Genomic DNA, 25,537 nt, shown 5'->3' with positions numbered 1-25,537 from the left:
AGGAGGAGGCTATTTATTATGTTTTCAACAGTAAATAGATAAAATAAGGCGCACTCATCAATGCGATAATAATTCCCACAGGTAAAGCAGTCGGTGCAAATAGATTCTGAGCGAGGATATCTGCAGTGACTACAATAAATGCTCCCAGTAAGGCAGAAACGGGAATCATAAACTGATGTAACGGGCCAACCAACTTACGAGCAATGTGTGGTGCGATTAATCCAAGAAAGGCAATACCTCCTCCTGCAGCCACCGACGCGCCGGCAAGTCCGACAGCAAGTAATAATAGCAATAATCGTTCTCGTTCTACACTTGTACCTAAGCTAGAGGCAACAGGATCCGTTAAGTTCATTACATTGAGTGTGCGTGATTTCCAAATAACAATTGGAATCAATAGTAATATCCAGGGAATTAAGGCATAGACAAAGGTCCAATTTGCACTCCAGATATCTCCAGTTAGCCAAACAGTTACCTGTCTAAAATCCTGTGGATTCATCTTTAATTGAAAAATAATTAAAGCGGCATGAAATCCAGCGTTAACCCCAATTCCAACCAGTATCAGACGGATTGGACTAATCCCGTTACGCCATGATAATAAATAAATGATCAAAGCAGCAATAAAGGCCCCAATTAACGCGGAGGCAGGCATGATAAATATCGAAAGACTTGATTCCAAGCTAATATTTTGTTGGAAAAAGAAGATGAATAGGACAATCGATAACCCAGCTCCAGCATTGATGCCAATAATTCCAGGTTCGGCTAGCTCATTTTGGGTAATAGATTGCAATACTGCTCCAGAAACGGCTAGCCCCATGCCGATCAAAACAGCCAAGATAATCCCAGGTAAGCGAAAACGGAAGAGCACTAGCTCCTGCTGGCTGGTGCCATGACCAGTGATCGTGTTCCATACTTCCAGTGGAGAAATCGAAATAACGCCTAGGTTTAAGCTGACTAACCCACTAGCGATAATAGCAATAATTAGACCGATAATCAGCAGCATGTATTTATTTCTTGTCATAGCTGTTTCCCTCCTTTGCCTCTGGCTAAATAGAGGAAGAATGGTACCCCGATAATCGAGGTGATCGCTCCAACTGGCGTCTCGAATGGCGCATTTACCATTCGTGCCAGGATATCAGCGACAACAAGCAACACGGCACCAAAAATAGCGGAAGCAGGAATAATCCATTTATAAGCTGTACCCACCAAAAAACGGACGATGTGAGGTACGATTAATCCAATGAAACCAACCGCGCCGGCTGTGGTAACCGCAGCTCCTGTTAGCATAAATACAGCAATAATAGCAAATGCTTTAATAAGAATGTTCCGTTGCCCCAGACCCGTAGCGACATCATCTCCCAAACTGAGCAGTGTCAGTGAGTTAGAGATAAAAAAAGCAATAACTAGACCAATCATCCCAGTGCAGATGAGGACAACTACAGAAGACCATGATACATTGGCGAGCCCCCCGGCGATCCAAAAACTAATTTCTTTTTCCAATTGAAAATGCAAAGAAATAATGGAAGAGATCGATTGGACAAACGTTCCTATTGCTACACCAGCTAAGGCTAATTTGACTGGGGTTAAACCTGTTTTGGATAGATTTCCAATTAAAAATACGATAATAACCGTGATTCCTGCACCAACAAAGGCGGCAAAGGTTTGTCCGAGTAAAGAAACAGCAGGAAAAAAGGCCATCACCACTACTAGACCAAGTGCTGCCCCATCGGTCACCCCCATAATAGAAGGTGATGCTAGTGGGTTTCTGGTCATTCCTTGCATAATCGCCCCTGCCACTGCTAGAAAAGCCCCCACGAAAGCGGAGCCGACACTTCTAGGTAAGCGTATGTCACGTATGACGAGATGCTGCGAATTTCCGCTATCAAACTGAATAAGACTTTCCCATACAGTCGTGAAGTGAATATCAGATGCCCCATAGACGGCTGACGCAATCATAGAGGCCATTAAGACCAGCATACCGATAAAAATGAAAGCAATGCTTGTTTTCTTATGTATAATAATCGATTTTGATGTCATGATAGCCCCTTCTTTATATACTATGAAAAATGTTGAATTTACTTGTTTGGATGTCAGGATCCATTCATTAGTATACTAGCGCTTACTCATTATAGCAAAAGGATTGACTTTTTAATTGAAAATGATTATCATGTGCAATGATGACACTTAAATAAAAAAGGGGATAAGAAGATGAAACATACAAAGCTATACTTGCTTGGTTTTATAGTATTTCTATCTGTTGTGCTAGCCGCATGTGGCAGTCAAGACGGTGGAGAGCAATCATCAGAGGAGAGCAACAGTGAAGAACAATCAGGGGATTCGCATACAGTCGAAGGAGAGAATGGCGAAGTTACCATTCCAGAAAACCCTGAAACGATCGTGGCACCATACTTAGAAGATTCATTGCTGGCATTAGGTGTGACACCGTCGGCACAATGGTCCATTGGGGATTCCGTTCTGGATTATCTACAGGATGACTTACAGGACGTGGAGAAAGTTGAATGGAATATGCCATTAGAACAAGTCTTAAGTTTTGAACCAGATTTGTTAATGTTGAACTCGATTGATTCTATGGAAGGACAATTGGAAGATTACGAAGGCATTGCGCCGACTTATTTATTTAAACAGGAGGATTTTGAAGATACCAGAAAGCAACTAACCAAGGTAGGTGAGATCCTAGGTAAGAGCCAAGAAGCGGAAGATCGGCTAGCGGCGTACGATCAGAAGGCAGAAGAAGCGAAACAAACACTGGCAGACAGTGTAGGGGATGAGACTGTCGCTGTCCTTTGGATCATAGGTGATGAGTATTTCATGTTTGAACAAGATCGCCATGCTGGCAGAGTGGTATACGAAGATTTGGGATTAACACCGTCTGCTTTGACAGAAGAACTAGGGGAGGCAGGCGAAGCTTGGAATGCTATCTCGTTGGAAAAGCTTTCTGAACTAGAAACAGATCATTTATTTTTAATATCTAAAGAGGATACAACCGGATTAGCAACACTGCAGGATAGTTCTGTTTATCAAAACCTAGATGTTGTCCAAAATGATCAAGTTTACCATATAACTGACCCAAGTAATTGGACAAACAAAGGAATTATTGCCTTTGAGCAGACAATTGATGAGGTGCTCGAAGCATTAGCTGAATAAATCGAAAACCCAACGTTCATCTATCGGACGTTGGGTTTTTTATAGATAAGTACGTGACATAATAGAATTTCGAACGATTTTGAACTTAAACGAATCGGAGTAGCGATAAGATGGATTATGTACAGTATTCGGTTCACTTATTTCATGGCCATTGTTCGTAAGTTCCCACTTCAAGATTTCATAATATAAATCGAGCTAAGTAGAGGAGGTGGGCGCTAAATTTTCTGATAAGTCCCGCATTATATGCAATGCCACGTTAGTCATTTAATGAATAAAACAAAAAGAAAACCAGACCTTCTTCTGCCTAAAATTCAGATTGGACTCATTTTTATTGATAACACTATTGCATGAAAATACAAAATGAAGTATAATTATAAATTATCAAGATACGGAATGTAGGGGGAAGAATTGTGGAGGTAGCTATTATAGGAGGAACGGGGTATGGTGCAGTAGAATTATTACGTTTTTTGCATAACCACCCTCATGTACAGGTAAAAAGAATCATATCACATTCAAATAGCGGCACAGCATTGGCAGATTTTTATCCGCACCTTACGGAAGTGATCGATATGGAGATGTCTACATTGGATACCGATCGATTAGCTCAAGAGGTAGAGCTCGTCTTTTTTGCTACACCATCCAATGTGAGTAAACATCATATTCCTAGTTTAGTAGATAAAGGTGTACGATGTATCGATTTATCGGGAGACTTTCGTTTGCGCGATGGCGAGCAGTATTACAGCTATTATGGAGAAGAAATAGCATCAGCGGATTATATCGAAAAGGCCGTATATGGATTAGCTGAAATAAACAGGAGTCAAATAAAAGATGCTGATATCCTCGCCAATCCAGGTTGTTATCCAACAGCGACAACATTAGGTTTGATTCCAGCGATGGAGAAGGACTTAGTCGACCGTTCATCGATTATTATTGATGCCAAAACAGGAGTGTCTGGTGCAGGTCGCGGGTTATCGCAAAATGTCCACTTTTCGGAAATGAATGAGAACTTTAGGGCCTACAAAATCGGTGAACACAAGCATATTCCTGAAATGGAACAGACGTTGACAGAAACAGCAAATGAACCGGTGCAAATAGTGTTCACACCGCATATTGTGCCGATGACCAGAGGGATTATGAGTACGATTTATGTTGATTTAAAGGACAGCTATACGACCAAATACGTGGTGGATATGTATCAAGCCTACTATCAGGAGGACCCTTTTGTCCGTGTGCGTAAAGAGGGTGTGTTCCCGTCGACAAAAGAAGTCTATGGTAGCAATTATTGTGATATTGGACTGTATGCAGATGAACGAACAGGCAAGCTGATTATCGTGTCGGTTATTGATAATCTAGTAAAAGGAGCTGCTGGGCAGGCGATTCAAAATATGAATATCATGTACGGTTGGGAAGAAAAAACAGGATTGGATCAGTTACCTATTTATCCATAAGGAGTGAAACATAGTTATGCAAGGTCAAGAAGGATCGTTTACCATCATCAAGGATGGAAATATAGCATCTGCCAAAGGGTTTCAAGCAGGCGGATTACATTGTGGTTTAAGAAAAAAGAAGTTGGATTTAGGTTGGTTTTATTCGGATGTTCCGGCGCAAGCGGCTGGCGTATATACCACCAACATTTTTCAAGCGGCCCCATTAAAAGTAACACAGGAAAGTGTCGCAGCAGCACAGCAATTACAAGGGGTAGTAGTTAATTCGGCGATTGCCAATGCCTGCACAGGTGAACAAGGGCTTCAAGATGCTTATGATATGCGTAAACTATTTGCAGAGACCATTGGTGTAGAAGAGCATTTGGCTGCTGTTGCTTCCACCGGAGTGATTGGTGATTTACTCCCAATGGATAAATTGAGTAAAGGGATTAGTCAGATAGCTGATGGCAATCACTTAGGGGCAGATAAATTCGAAACAGCGATCCTCACTACAGATACCAAAGAAAAAGGAATTGCCGTTGAATTGGAAATAGATGGACAGAAGATAACGATTGGCGGGGCAGCAAAAGGATCGGGAATGATCCATCCAAATATGGCAACGATGTTAAGCTTTATTACAACCGATGCTCATATTGAAGCGTCTCATTTATCGGGAGCTTTAAAGGCCATTACCAACCAATCGTTTAATATGATTACCGTAGATGGAGATACCAGTACTAACGATATGGTGCTAGTCTTGGCGAATGGTCGAGCTGGTAATCAATCTTTAACGCCCCATCATTCAGAGTGGCAGGTTTTCTTTGAGGCATTGACCTTTGTCTGCGAATATCTAGCCAAGGAAATTGCCCGTGATGGAGAGGGTGCTACCAGATTAGTAGAGGTACAAGTGCAAGGTGCATCTTCCGATGATGCTGCAGCAAAGATTGCGAAGTCGATTATTTCTTCCAACCTTGTAAAAACAGCTATACACGGTGCAGACGCTAATTGGGGACGTATTGTTACGGCTATTGGTTATAGCGGTGAATCCCTCGATCCTGATCAGGTTAGTGTTTATCTAGGCGAGATTTTAGTAGTGGAGAACGGGGTTCCTCACGTGTTTGATGAAGATAAGGCAAAGGAATATTTGCTCGAAGAAGAAATCATTATCCATGCCCAAGTTGGAAACGGAGATGGTAGTTCAGTTGCCTGGGGCTGCGATTTATCCTATGAATATGTAAGAATTAATGCTTCTTATCGGACCTAAGGGGGTCATCGAATGAATTATGTCGTAATCAAATGTGGCGGCAGTGTTTTTGAACAATTGCCTCCTTCTTTTTATCAAGATATTGTGACACTAAAAAAACAAGGGGATTACCAGCCAATTATTGTGCATGGCGGTGGTCCTCTTATTTCCCAGTTGTTAGACCAAACAGGAGTGAAAACCGAATTTGTTCATGGTTTGCGAGTCACCACTAATGAGGTATTAGATGTGGTAGAGATGGCGCTCAGTGGTTCGATTAATAAAGGAGTAGTAAGGGAATTAACTGAGGCAGGCGGGCAATCCATTGGAGTTAGCGGTGTAGATGGAAGCCTGCTTAAAGCCGAGCCGATCGACGAGCAGATGACCTTGGGCTATGTAGGAAAAGTGACCGAAGTAAACACGGATTTATTGGAACGGTTCAGCGAACAAGAATTAATTCCGGTTGTTTCACCAATTGGTATTGATGAGAATGGCCAGCGTTATAATATTAATGCCGATATGGCGGCTTCTGCTGTTGCTCAGGCATTAAAGGCGAAGTTATGCTTTATTAGTGATATACCGGGGATCTATCAAGAAATAGAGGGAGAACAACAAGTCTTCCACCAGTTAGATGAACAAAAGATTAAGACATTAATTGCAGATGAAGTGATTGTTGGTGGCATGATTCCCAAAGTAGAATCAGCCATTGCTGCCTTAAAACAAGAGGTTGTCGAGGTCTCGATTGTGGATGGAACAGCCGATCACGGATTAATTGAATTTATGCAAGGAAAACCAATTGGTACAAGAATCGCATTAACAGAGGAGGTGCCCTATGTCGAGTCAAACAAGTAATGCGGTCATGTCTACTTATGGCCGTTTTCCGATTTCGATTGTGGAAGGAAAAGGGAGTTATGTATGGGATGACCAAGGGACGAAGTATTTAGATTATAGCTCGGGACTAGCTACCTGTAACCTGGGACATGTTCCGGAGGCAGTTGAGCAAGCTGTACAGCAACAGTTAACCAAGCTATGGCATTGTACGAATCTTTATCACATTCCTGCCCAAGAGCAATTGGCGGAGGCGATCGTGGCTCACTCATGTGGGGATCAGGTTTTTTTCTGTAACAGTGGGGCTGAGGCGAATGAAGCGGCTATTAAACTTGCCAAAAAGTATGGTCATGATGTACAAGAACAGGATGAACCCCTTATTGTTACCTTTCAAAACTCGTTTCATGGACGAACGATGGCCACTTTATCAGCAACTGCGCAAGAGAAGATTCAGCAAGGCTTTGCGCCTTTAACTCCGGGCTTTGCTTACTTACCTTTTAACGATTCGGGCGCGTTAGAACAATTGAAGGAATGGCAGCCCGTAGCCGTGATGTTGGAATTAGTGCAAGGCGAAGGCGGTGTCTTACCTGCAGATAAGGTCTGGGTGCAGCAGCTGGTAGATGTATGTGAGGAACTAGGTATCCTAGTTATCGTCGATGAAATTCAAACAGGAATGGGACGAACGGGCAAACTGTTTGCTTATGAGCATTATCAAATTGAACCAGATGTAATTACCGTAGCCAAAGGGTTAGGTTCAGGCATTCCGATTGGTGCCATGATTGCCAAGGAAAAAGTGGCGAAAGTGTTCACACCGGGTACACATGGCAGTACGTTCGGAGGAAATCCGATCGCCGCCACTGCCGGGTTAGCGACCATCCAACAGCTGACCAAACCAGATGTACTGGCACATGCCCAAGAGGTGGCGGATTATATTTGGCAAGGCTTGAAACAGCTTGTCCAAGCGAAAGAGACCATTTTATCTATTAGGGGAAAAGGGTTATTAATCGGCTTGGAGGTAACTGGTTCAGCGATGGATTATGTCCATAAAGCACGGGAAGAAGAACAATTGCTGATTGTTGTGGCAGGTCCGCAGATTGTGAGAATTTTACCACCTCTTACTACGTCAAAAGCAGAAGTTGATCTATTTTTGGCAAAAATGGATCAGATTTTTTAGCAATGACTTGATGCTCTCAGAGAACGTGGTATCCTATTAGAGAATGATTTTATGTGAAGAGGGATGGAAAATGAAGAATTATAATACCGATAAGATCGAAGCCTTCAAACAAGAGCATAAGAATAGGGCGCGTTTGTTAATCAGCTGTCCCGATCAGCCCGGCATTGTTGCGGCTATTTCGCAATTTTTATCGGGTTATCAAGCGAATATTATTGAATCGAATCAGTACTCAACTGATCCTCATGGCGGTGAATTTTTTACTCGAATTGTATTCGAATTGGATGACCTTTCCAACAAGGCGGAGCAGCTAGAAGCGGATTTCCAGCAAGTGAAGGATCAGTTTCAGATGGAGGTCTCTTTTCAATATGTGAATCAGATTAAGAAGATGGCGATCTTTGTCTCCAAAGAACCACATTGTTTACTCGAATTGCTTTGGGAATGGCAAAGTGGTGATTTGGTTGCCGATATTAGCATGGTGATCAGTAATCATGAGACTTCTCGTGAATTTGTGGAACGCTTAGGAATCCCTTTTTATTATATCCCGGCAAATAAGGATGTCCGTAAGCAAGTGGAAGAACAGCAAATCAAGCTGCTGAAGGAACATGATATTGATGTGATCGTATTAGCACGATATATGCAAATACTGACGCCAACTTTTGTAGGTACCTTTAATCAACAAATCATTAATATTCACCATTCCTTTTTACCGGCATTTATTGGTGCCAAGCCGTATGAGCGCGCCTATCATCGCGGCGTGAAATTAATCGGAGCGACTTCTCATTATGTGACGAATGATTTAGATGAAGGACCGATTATTGAACAGGATATCAGTCGCGTGGACCATCGCGACAATGCTGCTGCGATGAAAAAGATTGGTCAATCCGTCGAAAGAAGCGTGTTAGCTCGGGCGGTTAAATGGCATTTAGAAGATCGTATATTGGTGTACGGTAATAAGACGATTGTGTTTTAATAGGGGTTTAGAGAAGTTCGGCCATGGATGTGATGGTCGGGCTTTTTTATAAGTAAAGAAAGGATGTAATACTTGGTACAATCGTATTTTGAACGATGTTAAACTAAAAATAGGAAGATGAATACATTAAAAGAAATTTTGTTTGATCATCACCAACATTGGGAAACTTTCAAACGAACCTATGGAGAAAGAATCCGCCCCAACGTGATCAAGGAGGTAGAAAAATTCAGAGAGAGTGAAGAGTGGAGCAGTCTGTTGAGCGAAGATATGCGCCAAGTAAACCATCGGCATGTTCTTTTGACGATCGATGAAGATTTACGAGCTATTTTTTTAAACCATCAGAAAATATAGAATCGACGCTACTATAAGTAATAGAACGGCTTCCATCCAGAGATGGGGGGGAGGATAAACAAAGTTGCGCAATAATCCCCCGATGTTGCCCGACATTTTTGATATGACGCCCAAAAATCCGCGAAATTCGTGAAAAATGGTCGTCATTCCGTTCCATGGAGAATTACTACATTTGAAAAGAAACGATCTACTCTTGGTTTCGTGCTAAAGGACCGGGTGGTTTTTGCCCGTTTTTTCTAAATTTATATCGTAACGATGATGAAAATACATCCGATCTTATCATAATTACAATATAAGTATAGCCGTATATATGTATTATTGTATATAATCCTGGATCCCCGGAAGAAAACACTATTTTATAACAAGAAACACTGATACAATAGAAATTTCGAGTTTATAAGCTCATTGTATATATTCTAGGAACGCAGGATATAATACAACTTCTTAAAATTATAAATTAAAGGAGTGGTCGTGAAATAACTATATTTAACCACCCCTTCATTTATCATTTCAAAATTCTTGATAGACATTATTAATTATTAATCAGTAAATATCAGGGGATGAGCTGTATAAAAAACATGAGCTTCTTTAGATAAACTAGGTTCCACCCCACTAGCATATAATGCTACCCAATGCATGTCTAAACCATCATAATAAGCTTCTCTTAAATGGGAAATATCACCAACTAAATCCGCTGCTATTGAATTAGCAACTCCCGCTGGTGCCGTTATGCCCGCAAATAAGATGGCATTCGCAATACTCAACCATGTTGAACCTCGTTCATATTCTTCTATCATTTGACCTAACTTATAATTTGATACATACTGGGTATATGCAATAGGTTTATCAAATTCAATCGTAACGGCCATTGGCTGAACTTCAGACACGTTATTTTTGGCTTCTTCATCTGACTTTGCATTAATAGACAACGCACTCACATTAAAAATTAAAATGACAGTTAACAATGATAAAAACACTTTTTTAAGTTTCAACTCAACATCTCCTCTCTAAAATATGATTCAATATTATTGTAACAAAAAGGAAAGGGTTTCAAATGAAAAATCTAAATTTTTTAAAAAAATCATTTTTTACAATATTCATTTGTTGTACTATAGTACTAGGTTTTAGGACTGTTAGTATTATTTATTATAATAAAGCATTGTTTGTTTTCGAAAATACGGATCTATTGATTATATTTATTATATTCATAATTAGTCTATCAGCCTATTTAGCAAGTAATAAGTTTTCAAAATAACTTTCTATAATTTTTGTAACATTTTTAATAAAAGGTGGGAAAAAGGGAGGAGACATGCATGTTTTATATCTTGAGTGACATTCATGGCTGCCATCGAGAAATGATGGTAGCTCTTTCTCATTGGAATAAAAAACAGAAATGTTAATTGTTTTAGGAGGTTTAATTGACCGTGGACCGGATTCTTTACACGTGATTCATACTCTGATGGATCTACAAACCCATTATCCAGACCGTGTCATCATCTTAAAAGGAAATCACGATGAATCGTCCAAACGATTGTTATTCCAGCTGATCAAAAAAACGATTCGTAAAGAAGAAACGAGTGGGATATATGGGTACATCATCCACTATACCCCTTCTGAATACCGAACGGAACGTGACGTTTAGACACACCTCCCAAGCGATCGAATGAAAACGGTAATAAAAAAGGAGAGAGACACATGACATTCACCTACAACGGTTTAATCGAAACCATTAAACAAGGCTTAACGAACAGCAGTATCCCAATTTAGCTTCTTATATCGATCAAGTATCTTACCAAGAAAAACGAGAACTGTTCGAATCCCTTGGTTTCTCGGTACTTTATTTAACCTTGTCCGGTATAAAACTAAAACATTTCACAGAAGGAAAAAACGATCGGGTTCCTCAAAACCCTTCGATTCATGACGCCTTTTTGAACCATCAACGTAATGTGTTTTTTATCGAAATAGGGGACGGCTTGAAGAACCTTTATTTTGTCATCGAATATCCCAATGATGATCCTCTGGCGGCGTATACGGTCGATCAAGAAAGATGAGGAATTAGAAGCAGCAGCGAAAAAATTTATGGATAGCGTTCGGAAAAAACGCAAATAAAGCGTATGAGACAGAGACCTTCATCCGATGATGAGGGTCTTTTATTATGGTCTTTGAAAACCCCTGGCTATGCCGGGGGTTCCATAGAGCTTCTAGCGCGGGGGCAAAAAAAGCCTCTCTTCATGATAAGATAAGGTTGGTTTCCCGACCACCAAATCTCATCAAAGAAGGAGGCATGTCCAATGCAGGACAAGAATAGTTTAGCACATACACAATGGAGATGTAAGTTCCACATCGTTTTTGCACCAAAATATAGAAGACAAATTATTTATGGGAAATATAAAAAAAGCATCGGAGAAATAGTAAGAGAGCTTTGTGAAAGGAAAGGGATTGAGATACACGAGGCAAATGCATGTAAAGATCACATTCATATGTTAGTAAGTATTCCACCAAAACTAAGTGTATCTCAGTTCATGGGCTACCTAAAGGGCAAAAGTAGTTTAATGATATTCGATCGCCACGCTAATTTAAAGTACAGATATGGTAATCGTAAATTTTGGTGTCGAGGCTACTTTGTAGATACAGTGGGCAGAAATAAAAATCAAATTCAAGAATATATTAGAAATCAGCTTAAAGAGGACTACATGAGTGATCAGTTAACATTATTTGAAGAATTTGATCCGTTCACTGGAGAGAAAAATAAGAGGAAATAAGAGATTCTTTTAGAATCAGTGAGTGAGTGTGGTGCAAAAGGGAAACCATTCAGTGGGCCTTTTAGGCCGAGGCCGGTAACATAGGCTTTCAGCCGCAGAGCAAACCACCAGTTCACACTGGTGGTTTTGATTGTGTTCATACATTCATCAAAGGGGAGCGATTTTTATGAATCATGAAATCAAACACATGGTGACAAACCAAGAACCGAAAATAAAAAATATAAATCCAGAAGAGACTAATCTATACAAGATCGGTCTTCAATTGTTTTCTACGTTTGCTCGAGAGGATTTTTTGGACATCTCACAATTACCAAAAGATACACACAGTACCGATGGAGTGTTCTATTCTACCGTACTTGCACGAGAAAACCTTGTACCATAACGGCCGATCTCAAACGCTACTTGTGGTCTATCAAATTGCAAAAAGCGCTCTAAGCTGTCCATTGCGTATTGATTTTGAAGTGATCGATTATGAGGCTCATGAGTTTAAAATTTATCTTATTGATCAATCAGGAGAGCGTACGTATACGCATATCTTTGCGGAAAAGAAACAAGGTGCGTTTTACACGGCCGATTCGGTCTATATGAATAAAACCCTATCTGAACTCATCGCTCATTTTGCTTCTCAAGTAAGTGACAATAGAGAATGCATGTAATAAATAATGGCGTATCTTATTGTTAACCAATACCTCACGCAGGTGTTGGTTCTTTTTCGCGAGTGGCAGCACATACCACTAAAGGGTGGAAGTCCCGAATGCGCCGAACAGCCGGTAAGCAAGGAGCGCCACAAGGTGGTGTCATCAGTCCATTAATTTCTAATATTTATCTTCACCAATTAGATGAGTTGATGGTAGCTCGAGGCCATCGAATCGTTCGCTTTGCGGATGATTTTATCATCTTGTGTAAAAGTCAGAAGGGTGCGGAAAGAGTAAGAAGAAATGTCACAAGATTGCTGGGATCGTGAAAAAAAAGATGTATTTGTTGCTTACAGATATGGATTGAACATTTAACGGGCAATTGCCTCATTTACCACGTGTGTTAATTGATACTGGCTCAGGAAGTACCGTTGTATCAGCAGACCTAGCTAAGTCAATAGGAATAGTAGCAGGGATCTATCGTATTAGTGGTGTTGGAGGATCTGTGTTTGTATATTCAAAAACGGTTGGTTCAGTTACTATTGGAGATATGCAGGTCAAAACGTTTGATTTAGAAATTGGTGCAATGAATGATGGTTTTGATTTGGATGGTATCATCGGACTTGATTTGTTACAGCAATTAAAAGCGACTCTAAATATAGAACAATTATTATTATATTATAATAGCTAATGGGTGTGTGTACTTATAGATAAAAAACACTAAAAGCCAAGTAGTACACTTGACTTTTTATATTATTTATTCGGCGCCAACCCTTTAATAAATATCTCCGTCCATTCTGCGGTGTACGGAGCAATTTTTTCATATATTTGTCGATTGGACATCCCTTCTACAATGGTCTGGAAATAAAGTATTAAAAACTCATCAGAATACTTCAAGTCAATTTTGCCTTCCTTCCGTCCTCGGTGAAAAACATCTAATAACATGTGGAGGCCGTCCTGAGCGAATTCTTGCATCATCGGTGAAGCTCCACCTTCCTCTTTATCCGTGAGATAAGCCATCATGTCCAAATAAAAGGCATGCGTCATTTCATTCAGAAAACGGATTTTATTTTGACTCATCGCCAGCAGGGTTTTCTCAAATGATTTATCTTCTTCCATAATCGTCTTCGCTGATTCCTTCATCGTATGCATCACATGCTGATAAACCTCCTGGAATAGCTTTTCTTTTGTACCGAAATATTTAAAAATGGTGGTTTTGGCAACGCCGGCATGGGCAGCGATTTCCTCCATCGTTACATTTCTTTTCTGATCGTCTGTATTCATCAATTCAAAGGCGGCTTTTAATACTTGAGTCCGCTTTTCCTTGGTTCGCTTAGTAAAACCGTCCATTTTATATACCTGCTTTCTATCGGGAAATTATTTTCATAACGAAAGTTTTAGTTCATATCTTTATTATATATGAATATTTATGAACTATCAAAGATAATACAGTGTTAATTTCGCCTATATTATATTGACTTTTACAAATATCAGGTATATTATTGAACTATGTTAATAGTTATAGTTTAAAATTAGGAATGAATCAGCTGTGATTCGAATGATGAAAAAGTGAATAGTTTAATTAATGGAGGTAACGAGAAGGGAGTTTGGTTGTAATGACAGAGATTGTGAAAGTACAAGGGCTGCAAAAAAACTTTGGTAAATTTCAGGCCTTGCGTGATGTGACTTTTGATGTAAAATCCGGCGAAGTTGTTGGTTTTATTGGTCCCAATGGAGCTGGCAAGTCTACCACCATCCGTGCCTTGTTGGGGATTATTAAACGAGATGGCGGAAATGCCACTATTTTTGGCAAGGATGTGTGGGCAGACAGTCTGGAGATCCATAAACGCATTTCTTATGTACCTGGTGATGTGGCGTTATGGGGAAGCCTTACGGGTGGCGAGATTATTGATCTATTTATGAAACTGCACGGCGGTGGCAGTCGACAAAAACGTGACGACTTAATCCGACGTTTTGAACTGGATCCGAAGAAAAAAGCCAAAGGTTATTCCAAAGGGAACCGGCAAAAGGTTGGATTAATTGCGGCTTTATCGGTGGAATCGGATTTATATATATTTGATGAGCCAACTTCTGGACTGGATCCTTTGATGGAAGCCGTTTTTCAAGATGAAGTAGAAAAAATCAAGAAAGCTGGCAAGTCCATTTTACTATCCTCCCATATATTGAGTGAAGTGGAGCGACTGGCGGATAAGGTCGTGATTATACGTCAAGGGGAGATTGTAGAAGAGGGAAGTCTTGATGAATTACGCCATTTAACGCGCTCAACGGTCACGATAGCGACAGAAGCAGATGTGACAGCCATGGCTAATGTGGATGGGGTGCATGACTTTAACCAAGAAGGAGAGCAGGCAACATTTTCTGCTGATCATCAACATCTGAATGATATCTTGGTAGAAGCAACCAAGTTAGGTGTGAAAAAGTTTGAGGCTACACCACCAACTCTAGAAGACTTATTTATGCGTCATTATGAAGGCTAAGCGTGGAAACGGAGGGAATAAACGATGAAGGAAAAATTCTCACACTGGGGTGTGCTGTGTGTACAATATGGGAAAAGAGACTGGAAAAAAATCTTGTTTTGGGTATTGGGAATCGGATTGTTCGCTTCCGCCTTCATCCCTTTTTTTGAAGAAATTGCAGAAGATGATGGCGCAGCTGGCATGTATGAGACTTTGCAAAACCCAGCGATGATCTCAATGGTAGGGCCTACCCCTGTTGAAACAGGTGCAGACTATACCGTGGGTGCGATGTATGGTCATGAGATGTTGTTATTTACGGGACTGTTTGCGATGGTCATGAGTATTTTACATGTCGTTGGTCATACACGAAAAGAAGAGGATCTTGGTTTGACGGAAATCGTTCGTTCTTTTCGTATTGGGCGCCAAGCTAATTCTCTTGCAACAATGGTAGAGATTGTGTTTATTCATGCGCTGTTAGTGCTCTTTATTACTGTGGTGATGACGAGTTTTGGAGTCGATACGATTACATGGGAAGGATCCTTGTTGTTCGCTGCTTCCGTTGGTCTTGCAGGGATTATCGGTGCGGGTATTGCCCTTGTCGCGGCACAAGTCATGCCGAATTCTTCTGCGGCGACAGGATCATCACTTAGTATCGTCGGTCTGCTTTATATTATCCGGGCTGGGACAGATGTTTCTAATGTGGATTTATCGATGTTCAATCCGATGGGGTGGACGTATTTAACTTATCCTTTCACGGAAAATAATGTATTGCCGCTTCTGTTCGGTTTACTTTTTACCGTTATCTTGGTAATTGTCGCCTTTACGTTAGAAGGAGGACGTGATATGGGAGCGGGATATCTACCAGAACGTGGAGGCAGAGCACATGCTAAAAAGTCCTTATTATCCGTGCGGGGCTTACTGGTTAAGATTAACAAAGGGGTTATCATCAGTTGGTTGATTGCTTTTGTAATTATGGGCGCAGCTTATGGATCGATATATGGTGATATGCAATCCTTTATAGAGACTAACGAGATGGTGCAGCAAATGTTTACACAGACGGGTATTTCCATTGAAGAATCCTTTACAAGTACGATTATGATGGTCATGATTGGCTTGGTGTCGATTTTGCCTATTGCACTTGTAAATAAGTTATTTACAGAGGAGAGCCGCCTTCACCTCAGTCAGATTTACGCAACCAAAGTGACACGAGGTAAACTGTATTGGACTAGTATTGGCCTAGCTATTTTTGCTAGTGTAGCAGGGATTCTGGTGGCCGTAGCAGGACTAGGCGGTACGGCTATAGCAGCGATGGGAGATAGCGCAACGATGGAAATGATGGATTTCTTTGCTGCTGGATATAATTTCTTCCCATCGGTATTATTCTTTACCGGCTTGTCCGCTTTAGCTCTCGGTTGGGCGCCCAAACTTGGTAAAGTGGCCTATGCCTACCTGGCTTATTCTTTTCTATTAAATTATTTTGGTGGTATTTTGGATTTGCCGGACTGGTTTGCCAAGACTGCCGTTCAAAGTTGGATACCGCAAATGCCAATGGAAGAATTTGATGGGGTGGTGTTTACGACTGTTACTGTTATCAGCGTGGCCTTGTTAGTTCTTGGTTTTCTTGGTTATAAGCGGAGAGATATGGTGGAAGGAGCTTAAGCCCACAGGTGAAGAGAATGGTAGGGATTATAAAAGAGACAACTTTATAATTTTACTAAAAAAGGAAAAGGCAAAACTGCTTTTTCCTTTTTCTATACCTTGAAAATGATCTGCAAAAATCCTCTCTTTTTACAGATCTACATTTTAAAATTAACTCATATTCTAATCACTTTCCATTGATTGTACGTACAATTTGTATTATTATAGGGTTATGAGCATTATATATGCGTACAAGATGAATGAAGAAAGGTGGATTAGGAATGCTGGAAAAATTGAAGCAACAAGTACTTGAGGCAAATGCGGCATTGCCAAAGCATGGTTTAGTCACCTTCACGTGGGGGAATGTAAGCGGTTTTGACCCTGAGTCAGGACTAATGGCAATCAAACCAAGCGGAGTGGACTATGACGAACTGAAAGCATCCGATTTAGTTGTCCTTGATTTAGACGGTAATATTGTCGAAGGGGACCTGCGACCTTCCTCTGATACACCAACGCATCGGTTGTTATACCAACGTTTTCCTGGTATTGGAGGCGTTGTACATACCCATTCACCATGGGCTACCAGCTGGGCTCAGGCTGGTAAAGGAATTCCTGCATTGGGTACTACCCAAGCCGATTATTTTTATGGAGAAATTCCTTGTACGAGAAGAATGACCGAAGCAGAGGTTCAAGGGGAATATGAATGGGAGACGGGTGAAGTGATTGCGAAGACCTTCCAGGAACGTGATCCTTTACAAATTCCTGGGGTATTAGTTCATAGCCATGCCCCGTTCACATGGGGGAAAGGTCCGCATGAAGCCATTCATAATGCCGTCGTGCTGGAAGAAGTAGCAAAAATGGCCTTGCACACCTATCAAATCAATCCAGACACAGAAGTAATGGATTCCTTTTTGCTTGATAAACACTATTTAAGAAAACATGGAAAAAATGCCTATTATGGGCAGGATAAATAACAAGGAGGAGTAAATATGTTAACAGTTAAGCCTTATACTTTTTGGTTTGTGGCAGGAAGTCAGCCACTTTATGGAGAAGAGACATTAAGAGGAGTTGCAGATCATTCGAAGGAGATCGTAGCTGGACTGAATCAACAAGGTCACCTTCCATTTGAAGTTGTATTCAAAGAAGTGGTCACCACCTCCACAAATATCCATGATTTAGTACAAGCGGCGAATACAGATGAGAATTGTGCCGGTATTATTACTTGGATGCATACCTTTTCTCCAGCAAAAAATTGGATTGCTGGTCTAAAGGCTCTGCAAAAGCCATTGCTGCATTTCCATACGCAATATAATCGCGATATCCCATGGGATTCGATTGACATGGATTTTATGAACCTGAATCAATCAGCGCATGGGGATAGAGAGTACGGATTTATGGTGACTCGAATGGATATTCCTCGTAAAGTAATCGTAGGGCATTGGCAAAGTGAAGACGTAACCAATAAGCTGGCAGATTGGATGCAAACGGCGGTAGCTGTGGCAGAAGGTCGTCAAATTCGTGTAGCTCGCTTTGGTGATAATATGCGCCACGTAGCCGTTACCGATGGAGATAAGATTGAGGCGCAAATGAAGTTTGGCTGGACCGTGGATTATTACGGTATTGGTGATTTGGTAGAGGAAATGGACAAAGTTACGGAACAAGAACTAGCAGACCTCTATGCAGAATACGAGCAATTATACGATCTACCAGCAGAAGCGAGTGAACCTGGAGCGGTTCGAGATTCCATTCTATATCAAGGGCGCATCGAGTTAGGCTTGAAATCCTTCTTGGAAAAAGGCAATTATACGGCCTTCACCACTAACTTTGAAGACTTGCATGGTATGAAACAATTGCCTGGGCTTGCAGCTCAGCGATTAATGGCGGAAGGCTATGGTTTTGCTGGGGAAGGAGACTGGCGTACTGCTGCCTTGACTCGTCTGATGAAAATCATGGCGAACAATCAAAGAACTTCTTTTATGGAAGACTATACGTACCATTTAGAACCAGGCAATGAAATGATTTTAGGTTCTCATATGTTAGAGGTTTGTCCAACGGTTTCCGCTACTAAGCCTAGAATCGAAGTTCATCCATTAGGTATAGGCGGTAAAGAAGATCCTGCTCGACTTGTGTTTGATGGAGACGGCGGTGATGCGGTCAATGCCTCTCTTGTAGAAATGGGTGGCCGTTATCGTTTGATTATTAATGAGGTGAAGGCAGAACAGCCAGAAAAAGAAACACCAAACCTTCCAGTAGCCAAGGTATTATGGAAGCCACAGCCAAACTTGAGCGAAGCAACTGAGGCGTGGATTTATGCTGGTGGTGCGCATCATACCGTTTTCTCATTGGAAGTAAGTACGGAGCAATTGTATGATTTCGCTGATATGACCGATATCGAGTGTGTCATCATTGACGAGGATTTACAACTGCGCCAATTCCGCAATGAGTTGAAATGGAATGACCTATTTTATCGGAATCGTTAAAAATGGCTAGAGAGTCTGCCTCTATCATTATAAGTAAATAATCTCAATCATGCGGCAGAAGTCTCTTTTATGGAAGGCTTCTGCTACATGGTTATATACAAGTGATCCGGCTAATGTTATCTTGTAAGTATATGAGGAAAAAAATGAGGTGTAAATATGCAGACAAAATATAGCATTGTAAAAGATTCTATAAAATCGCAAATATTAGACGGAACCTTTCAAGCCCATCAAAAAATCCACTCCGAAAGCGAATTAATGAAGCAGTTTGGTGTAAGCAGGCACACCGTACGATTAGCGATTGGCGATTTGGTCAGCCAGGGCTGGTTGTATCGAGAACAAGGCGCTGGCACTTTTTGTGCAGATCGTTCGAGAGAGCAGAACCAAACAAGTGGTAGTCAGAAACGGATTGCCCTGATCACAACGTATGTATCGGATTATATTTTTCCATCGATTATTAGAGGTGCGGAATCCTATTTGAGTCAGAATGGATACCAAGTCAGCCTGTTCAGTACGAATAATGATCATGAGAAGGAGCGGATGTTTTTAGAAAATATTCTTTCTCAGCAATTCGATGGGGTGATTATTGAACCTACCAAGAGTGCGATCAGCAATCCGAACATTAATTATTACTTGAATTTAGAGCGTCAGCATATCCCATATTTAATGATTAATTCCTATTATGATGAGCTAGAGCCTTTTCATTTAGTAGTGGATGATGAAAAAGGTGGATTTATCCAAACAGAGCATTTGATAGAGTTGGGACACCGTAATATTTTGGGGTTGTTTAAAACCGATGATAATCAAGGAACGAAGCGGATGAAAGGTTATTTGAAGGCACATCGTAAACATCAAATTGAGATACAGCCAAATAATATGGTGACATATAGTACAGAAGAGAAAGCTACTAAACCGCTGCAGGCGTTGGAAGAGGTGTTGCAGGAACCGCTGGATACCAGACCAACGGCTATTGTCTGTTATAATGATGAACTGGCGGTTAAGCTGTTAGATATATTGCGTCAAGCTTCTTTGCGTGTGCCAGAGGATATATCCATGGTCGGCTTTGATGATTCCTTTATGGCGGAATTAACCGAGGTAAAGTTAACCACTGTTTCCCATCCTAAAAGTGAAATGGGTGAGATGGCAGCAAAAGTAATGTTGGATATGATTAAACAAATGAATGGGTCGAAAAGACAATCTTATATGGAAAATGATATGATTCGCTTTGAACCGAAGCTGGTGGAGCGATCTTCAACGGCGAAGGTGAATTAAGCAATAAGCATCCTCCGTAATGCATGTTAAAATTCTAATTTCTAACAGGAAGGAATGTGTAAGATGAATGCAGTTCCTAAGACAATGAAGGCAGTAGTTTGTTATGGACCGGAAGATTATAGAGTAGAGGAAGTAGTTACTCCCTTACCAGGTGCAGGGGAAGTTATTATTAAAGTAGAAGCATGTGGGATATGTGGAAGTGATATCAAAGTAGCTCATGGAGCAGATATGTATTGGGCAGGAGATGATCCTTGGCTGAAGGCACCGGTAATCCCTGGACACGAATTTTATGGAACAGTTGTTCAGTTAGGAGAAGGAGCGGGAGAACTTCATGGAATAGAAATAGGCGATAAAGTAACAACCGACCAAATTAATCCATGCGGTAAGTGCTGGTATTGCAGAACCGGAAAGTATTGGATGTGCCAAGTGCATAATATGTATGGTTTTCAGCAGGGTGTCGCAGAAGGCGCGATGGCTGAATACATGAAGTTCAGCAATCAATCGACTATTTATAAAGTGACCGAAGGAGTAACAGACACAGAGGCAAGCCTGATCGAACCTATGGCTTGCGCAGTCCATGCTGTACAAAGAGCAACGATTGAGTTTGAAGATTTTGTTGTCTTGGCAGGTGCAGGAACACTTGGGTTATGCATGCTTCAATTTATAAAATTAAAGACACCAAAGAAATTGGTTGTACTGGATGCCAATGATAAGAGGCTTGAGCTGGCCAAACAATTTGGTGCGGACATATGTATTAATCCAGCCAAAGAAGATGCTATCGAGAAGGTTAAATCACTAACAAATGGCTACGGCTGTGATGTTTATATTGAAGCGACTGGAAATCCTAAAGGCGTTACACAAGGTTTAGAAATGACACGTAAACTTGGTAGGTTTGTAGAGTTCAGTGTGTTTGGTCAAGAAACGACTACTGATTGGAGTGTCATTGGAGATAAGAAAGAGTTAGATATTAGAGGCTCTCACCTTGGCCCATACACCTATCCGATTGTCATTGATCATTTTGAACGAGGATTGATAACGGCAGAAGGTATTGTGACTCACACGTATAAACTGGAAGATTTCCATGAGGCGATGGAAATGGCTCAAAATGCAGAGGCGATTAAGGTTTCGGTAAGACCGTAATATCGCTCGAGAAATAATATATGCTTAAGAAAAATCCGAACTATGGTTTGAAGTTCTTTTTTGAGAATTTCACTGGAGTTCGGATTTTTTATTGTGTATAAACAAGTATATAGAGGACGACAATTGTCATGTTATTTCAAGTAACTTGATAGCAACAGAATGATAGCATGTACTCGTTTTACGTTTTAACATATTAATTATATTAGTATAAACATCCTATTGATTAACTAATTAATTTATAAAATGATATTATTTTTATTCATAGTAAACATTAATATATTGAAAATTTTGAAATCATTCGTTATAATAAATGTGAATTAACTTATTCGTATAAGATGTAAATTAATTAATAGATATATGTATGAGTTGAGGGGGTGAAAGGAAAATTATTATTTATTGAAAGATAAAATAGGTCCAAGTAGAAAAGATCAAATCGTATAGAGAGTTAGTTTGGAGAGCTATGAAAGCGAATCAAATAGGAATGAGCGAATGTATAGAATGGTCAAGTAAAGTAATGACTAACGTTGTGATAGTTACCAGTTTAGATACAAAATGATAGCGTTGTAATTAGGATGAAAACAAGAACCCAACTGTATTTTAGAATATAAACGTTTAACAATAATATTATTTTGACTAGTAATCCAAGAAACAAAGTAAGCGTTGTAAATGCGACAATTTATTAACCAGTTAAACTACATAATTATAGTGAAAACGTAATTAACAAAGACATTTTAAATACTGATTTATCAAATTTGTAGGAATATAATATGACGGTGTTTGGAATGATTGTAACCACTCAACCAAAAAAGAAGAAAGTATTCTTGGATTTATGTTAAAGATCTATCGTGTCCAGTCCAGCATAATCTATGATGTAAATAACTCTAAGGCTATTTGTATAGGTTTGTTATAGAAAAGACAACCGTTTTGTATATAATGACCTTTCTGCTTGTTCCACAGGATAATAACAGCGAGCTTCAGGTAAAAGGATGTATTCAGCACCTAAGATAAGTATATTCTCTAAGAATAAATCTAATTATTCACGAAAGCAGGGATCATGAATACGCATACAAAAGGTAATGAAAAAATAAGTTTTAAAGAGAAAATGGGATTTGGTTTTGGAGATTTAGCAGTTAATTTTTCCTGGGCATCTTTAGGGATGTTTATTGTCTACTTCTATACAGATGTAATAGGATTAGGAGCGGGCATTGTAGGTACTATTATGCTTTTCTCGCGGGTTTTAGATGGATTTTCAGATATTGCTATGGGTGCTGTTGTTGATAAAACCAACACTAAATATGGAAAAGCTCGACCATGGATTTTATGGTTAGCCATCCCATTTTCTGTGTTAACAGTAGCTTTATTCGCAGTACCAGATATCAGTTATACGTGGAAAATTGTTTATGTGATTGTATCTTATAACTTATTAGTACTATCATTTACTTCCGTGGTCATTCCTTATGGAACATTAAACACACTCATTACACAGGATAAACCGCAGCGTGAAGTGTTAAACCTTTACAGAATGTTTTTTGCGCAAATTGGGGTATTGATTGTCACTAATTTAACAATGCCTCTGGTAGATCAATTCGGTGGTGGACAATCTGGCTGGGTTTTAACTTATGCCATTTTTGCTACTATTGCTGCATTGTTATTCTTTACGACCTTTAAAACAACAAAAGAAAGAGTCAAACCTGTAAAAGTAGAGCAAAATAAAAAAATAAAACTAAAAGATAGTTTAAAAACATTATCGAAGAATAAGTATTGGGTTATTGTATTTGGTTATTTTATCGTTTTCAGTATAGGCGATGGCTTACGTCAAGGAAGTACGGTTTACTATGCTGATAATATTCTTGATATGCCTGGTTTAGTTGGGGCGTTAACGATAGCTTTCACAGTGCCAGTAATTGTAGGTTTTTTTGCACTTCCCGTTATTTTTAGTAAATTTGGGAAACGGAATGCAATCATTGCTGGTTCCTTTATTAGTATATTAGGATGTTTATTTGTGTTAATTGAACCAGGCAGTGTTTGGGTAGTGGTTATTTCGCAAATAATCAGAGGAATTGGAAGCGTACCACTAATCGGTGCTTTATGGGCTCTATTGCCGGATACTATTGAATATGGTGAATGGAAAACCGGGATTCGAAATGAAGGAGTTTTATACAGTGGTGGAAGCATGGGTCAAAAAATTGGTATAGGTATAGGGACAGCCAGTGTGGGCTGGGTGCTAGCTATTGGAGGATATAATGGTGTGCTAGATGTACAACCAGATTCAGCAATTGATTCTATATACGCTGTTTTTGTCTATTTACCAATTGTGGTTTATTTGCTTCAAATTATCCTAATGTATTTTTATAAACTTGATAAATTTTATCATAAAGTTGCTAGCGATTTGGAAGTGCGTAAACAGTCTTAAGGTCAATTGTTCAGGCCCCTTTCTTCAGGGGAGGTTGTTGTTTTATTCGCGCAAATCATATGCCTGTTGGGTAGGTATTCAATGGGATCATCAAAGTTTATCATGGCTTTGATGATTTTTTTTGTGAAACGACGCGAATTAAATTAACAAAAAAGATAATTAATTTAGAAATAATACCTATTATTAATTTAAACATTAACTATTATGAAAAAATATTGATTAAAATATACTTTTATAGTAATCTTGTGAAGAAGGTGTTGGAAGCGTTTAATATTATCCGTTTCCTAAAAGGTAGATTGTGTATCTTGTAAGGGTATTTTACGTGTTTTTGTTAAAGAATGATAGCGCCTTCAATAAAAGCGAGAGGAGAAATAAATCAATGATTCATTTAATGAAGAAAGTCTCGGTGATTGGCTTTCTGTTGGTTTTAGCCATACCAGTGAGTACAGTACTTGGAGAAGAGAAGAACAGTGAAGAAAAAATAGCGTTTGAACGAGCTTCTGTACATGATCCGTCCATCATTAAAATGGATGACGGTTCTTATTATGTATTTGGAACTCATATAGCGGCAGCCAAATCTTTTGATTTAATTAATTGGCATTCTATTGTGGAAGGAGAGTATCAAACCCCAGAGAACAATCCGATATATGGTAATTTGTCTGAAAATCTTGCCGAATCTTTTGAATGGGCAGGCGAAGACGATGCAGACAGTACCGGAGGATTTGCCGTGTGGGCGCCAGATATTTTCTGGAATAAAGACTATCAATGGGAAGATGGATCAACAGGTGCTTATATGCAGTACTACAGTGTCTCATCAACTTATATACGTTCTGCCATAGGCATTGCAGTATCAAAAGATATCGAGGGACCGTATGGATATACGGACACCATTATGTACTCTGGTTTTACAAATTATGAAATTTATGACAATAACAGTGACGTAAACAAGTATTGGGAGAACACCAAGATTCCAGATCTTATAGATGATGGTGTGTTTGATGAGCCTAACCCGGATTGGTTTACAAGTGAAGGGAACTTTAATAATGCGCAATACACTAACGCGATTGACCCAAATATTCTTTATGATGAGAATGGGGATTTATGGATGACATATGGCTCTTGGTCCGGTGGAACATTTATTTTACCGTTAGATAAAGAGACAGGTATTCCCATTTATCCCGGTGAAGACGGAGAAACCTCTGACGGCAGAATGATTGATCGGTATTACGGTACAAAAATTGCAGGCGGTTATGGACGATCAGGCGAAGGAACATATGCAGTTTATGATGATGATACTGGTTATTATTATCTTTATATAACGTATGGCGGTCTAGCCTCTGATGGAGGTTACCAAATGCGACAGTTTCGATCGGAAAGTATCGAAGGCCCTTATGTTGATGCGGCTGGAAATGAAGCTGTTTTTCCTGAAAACTTTGATATGGGGGTAGGTAATTTTCCAGGTAATGATGACCATAAAGAAATTGGTAATAAAATGATGGGCAACTTCCTGTTTAAAAGAGATTTAGGAGAAGCAGGTTTAGGAATAGGTACAGGTTATATGGCGCCAGGTCATA

The 25,537-nt window shown here is 39.9% G+C and carries 23 protein-coding genes and 3 pseudogenes; 22 read left to right on the top strand and 4 right to left on the bottom strand.

What is annotated here, in order from left to right; genetic code table 11:
• Positions 1-16 precede the first annotated feature (16 nt).
• Both E0E32_RS07300 and E0E32_RS07295 read right to left on the bottom strand, forming a co-directional pair.
• Positions 17-1,018 carry a FecCD family ABC transporter permease gene (locus E0E32_RS07300; protein WP_066188580.1) on the bottom strand — a complete coding sequence of 334 codons (1,002 nt, stop codon included), beginning with the start codon at positions 1,016-1,018 and terminating at the stop codon, positions 17-19.
• The gene (locus E0E32_RS07295; protein WP_066188577.1) at positions 1,015-2,034 is read right to left on the bottom strand and encodes a FecCD family ABC transporter permease; all 1,020 of its coding nucleotides are present in this window, start codon (positions 2,032-2,034) and stop codon (positions 1,015-1,017) included. The genes E0E32_RS07300 and E0E32_RS07295 overlap by 4 nt, the downstream gene beginning before the upstream one ends.
• 171 nt (positions 2,035-2,205) lie before the next feature.
• On the opposite strand from E0E32_RS07295, the gene E0E32_RS07290 reads away from it, so the two are divergent.
• The 7 genes and pseudogenes from E0E32_RS07290 to E0E32_RS07260 form a co-directional block, all read left to right on the top strand.
• Positions 2,206-3,162, top strand: coding sequence for an ABC transporter substrate-binding protein (locus tag E0E32_RS07290; RefSeq protein ID WP_130859405.1), 957 nt, complete (start codon positions 2,206-2,208; stop codon positions 3,160-3,162).
• Positions 3,163-3,572: 410 nt separating this feature from the next.
• Positions 3,573-4,610, top strand: a complete 1,038-nt coding sequence (gene argC, locus E0E32_RS07285; protein ID WP_130859404.1) for an N-acetyl-gamma-glutamyl-phosphate reductase — start codon at positions 3,573-3,575, stop codon at positions 4,608-4,610.
• 16 nt (positions 4,611-4,626) lie between these two features.
• Complete coding sequence (argJ, locus tag E0E32_RS07280; RefSeq protein WP_130859403.1) at positions 4,627-5,850, top strand: bifunctional ornithine acetyltransferase/N-acetylglutamate synthase; 1,224 nt, start codon at positions 4,627-4,629, stop codon at positions 5,848-5,850.
• Between the two features lie 12 nt (positions 5,851-5,862).
• On the top strand, positions 5,863-6,678 hold the full coding sequence (argB, locus tag E0E32_RS07275) for an acetylglutamate kinase (RefSeq protein WP_130859402.1): 816 nt from the start codon (positions 5,863-5,865) through the stop codon (positions 6,676-6,678).
• Positions 6,659-7,828 (top strand): acetylornithine transaminase, encoded by a 1,170-nt coding sequence (gene argD, locus E0E32_RS07270; RefSeq protein WP_066188558.1) that lies wholly within the window; start codon positions 6,659-6,661, stop codon positions 7,826-7,828. Before argB ends, argD begins: the two co-directional genes overlap by 20 nt.
• Before the next feature lie 70 nt (positions 7,829-7,898).
• Complete coding sequence (gene purU, locus E0E32_RS07265; protein ID WP_130859401.1) at positions 7,899-8,798, top strand: formyltetrahydrofolate deformylase; 900 nt, start codon at positions 7,899-7,901, stop codon at positions 8,796-8,798.
• Positions 8,799-8,915: 117 nt separating this feature from the next.
• Positions 8,916-9,146: pseudogene (locus E0E32_RS07260) on the top strand (IS91 family transposase); the annotation flags it as partial.
• 542 nt (positions 9,147-9,688) lie between these two features.
• Here the strand turns inward: E0E32_RS07260 and E0E32_RS07255 are convergent.
• The gene (locus E0E32_RS07255; protein WP_130859400.1) at positions 9,689-10,141 is read right to left on the bottom strand and encodes a hypothetical protein; all 453 of its coding nucleotides are present in this window, start codon (positions 10,139-10,141) and stop codon (positions 9,689-9,691) included.
• Between the two features lie 401 nt (positions 10,142-10,542).
• Here E0E32_RS07255 and E0E32_RS07250 point away from each other — a divergent pair, with 401 nt between their 5' ends.
• The 7 genes and pseudogenes from E0E32_RS07250 to E0E32_RS07225 all read left to right on the top strand — a co-directional run.
• On the top strand, positions 10,543-10,791 hold the full coding sequence (locus tag E0E32_RS07250; protein WP_130859399.1) for a metallophosphoesterase: 249 nt from the start codon (positions 10,543-10,545) through the stop codon (positions 10,789-10,791).
• 205 nt (positions 10,792-10,996) lie between these two features.
• The gene (locus E0E32_RS22120; protein ID WP_165444982.1) at positions 10,997-11,200 is read left to right on the top strand and encodes a hypothetical protein; all 204 of its coding nucleotides are present in this window, start codon (positions 10,997-10,999) and stop codon (positions 11,198-11,200) included.
• A gap of 240 nt (positions 11,201-11,440) precedes the next feature.
• Positions 11,441-11,911, top strand: a complete 471-nt coding sequence (tnpA, locus tag E0E32_RS07245) for an IS200/IS605 family transposase (protein ID WP_066188382.1) — start codon at positions 11,441-11,443, stop codon at positions 11,909-11,911.
• 166 nt (positions 11,912-12,077) lie between these two features.
• On the top strand, positions 12,078-12,293 hold the full coding sequence (locus E0E32_RS07240; protein WP_066188543.1) for a hypothetical protein: 216 nt from the start codon (positions 12,078-12,080) through the stop codon (positions 12,291-12,293).
• Complete coding sequence (locus E0E32_RS07235) at positions 12,268-12,567, top strand: hypothetical protein (protein WP_165444981.1); 300 nt, start codon at positions 12,268-12,270, stop codon at positions 12,565-12,567. The genes E0E32_RS07240 and E0E32_RS07235 overlap by 26 nt, the downstream gene beginning before the upstream one ends.
• Positions 12,568-12,629: 62 nt before the next feature.
• Entirely contained in the window at positions 12,630-12,875 is a 246-nt protein-coding gene (locus tag E0E32_RS07230; RefSeq protein WP_286171794.1) for a reverse transcriptase domain-containing protein, read from the top strand.
• A gap of 50 nt (positions 12,876-12,925) precedes the next feature.
• Positions 12,926-13,237, top strand: a pseudogene (locus E0E32_RS07225) (retropepsin-like aspartic protease); the annotation flags it as partial.
• Between the two features lie 62 nt (positions 13,238-13,299).
• Here the strand turns inward: E0E32_RS07225 and E0E32_RS07220 are convergent.
• A complete protein-coding gene (locus E0E32_RS07220) occupies positions 13,300-13,896 on the bottom strand; it encodes a TetR/AcrR family transcriptional regulator (protein WP_066188532.1) in 597 nt (198 codons plus the stop codon).
• Between the two features lie 266 nt (positions 13,897-14,162).
• Here E0E32_RS07220 and E0E32_RS07215 point away from each other — a divergent pair, with 266 nt between their 5' ends.
• The 8 genes and pseudogenes from E0E32_RS07215 to E0E32_RS07180 form a co-directional block, all read left to right on the top strand.
• Positions 14,163-15,044 carry an ABC transporter ATP-binding protein gene (locus tag E0E32_RS07215; protein WP_066188529.1) on the top strand — a complete coding sequence of 294 codons (882 nt, stop codon included), beginning with the start codon at positions 14,163-14,165 and terminating at the stop codon, positions 15,042-15,044.
• 24 nt (positions 15,045-15,068) lie between these two features.
• Positions 15,069-16,682: an ABC transporter permease gene (locus tag E0E32_RS07210; RefSeq protein ID WP_066188526.1), complete on the top strand. Its 1,614-nt coding sequence runs from the start codon at positions 15,069-15,071 to the stop codon at positions 16,680-16,682.
• 260 nt (positions 16,683-16,942) lie between these two features.
• On the top strand, positions 16,943-17,635 hold the full coding sequence (gene araD, locus E0E32_RS07205) for an L-ribulose-5-phosphate 4-epimerase (protein WP_130859397.1): 693 nt from the start codon (positions 16,943-16,945) through the stop codon (positions 17,633-17,635).
• 15 nt (positions 17,636-17,650) lie between these two features.
• Positions 17,651-19,141, top strand: a complete 1,491-nt coding sequence (araA, locus tag E0E32_RS07200; RefSeq protein WP_130859396.1) for an L-arabinose isomerase — start codon at positions 17,651-17,653, stop codon at positions 19,139-19,141.
• Between the two features lie 156 nt (positions 19,142-19,297).
• Positions 19,298-20,410, top strand: coding sequence for a GntR family transcriptional regulator (locus E0E32_RS07195; protein WP_066188513.1), 1,113 nt, complete (start codon positions 19,298-19,300; stop codon positions 20,408-20,410).
• Between the two features lie 63 nt (positions 20,411-20,473).
• Positions 20,474-21,550: an alcohol dehydrogenase catalytic domain-containing protein gene (locus tag E0E32_RS07190; RefSeq protein ID WP_130859395.1), complete on the top strand. Its 1,077-nt coding sequence runs from the start codon at positions 20,474-20,476 to the stop codon at positions 21,548-21,550.
• Between the two features lie 1,054 nt (positions 21,551-22,604).
• Positions 22,605-23,963: an MFS transporter gene (locus E0E32_RS07185; RefSeq protein WP_130859394.1), complete on the top strand. Its 1,359-nt coding sequence runs from the start codon at positions 22,605-22,607 to the stop codon at positions 23,961-23,963.
• Between the two features lie 391 nt (positions 23,964-24,354).
• Positions 24,355-25,536, top strand: a pseudogene (locus E0E32_RS07180) (family 43 glycosylhydrolase); the annotation flags it as partial.
• Position 25,537 lies beyond the last annotated feature (1 nt).

Origin of the sequence: Gracilibacillus phocaeensis, from assembly GCF_900626275.1 — a bacterium.
Taxonomy (GTDB): Bacteria; Bacillota; Bacilli; order Bacillales; family Amphibacillaceae; genus Gracilibacillus; species Gracilibacillus timonensis.
Note: the sequence above shows the minus strand (reverse complement) of the source record. Positions and strands in the feature narration are given on the sequence as shown.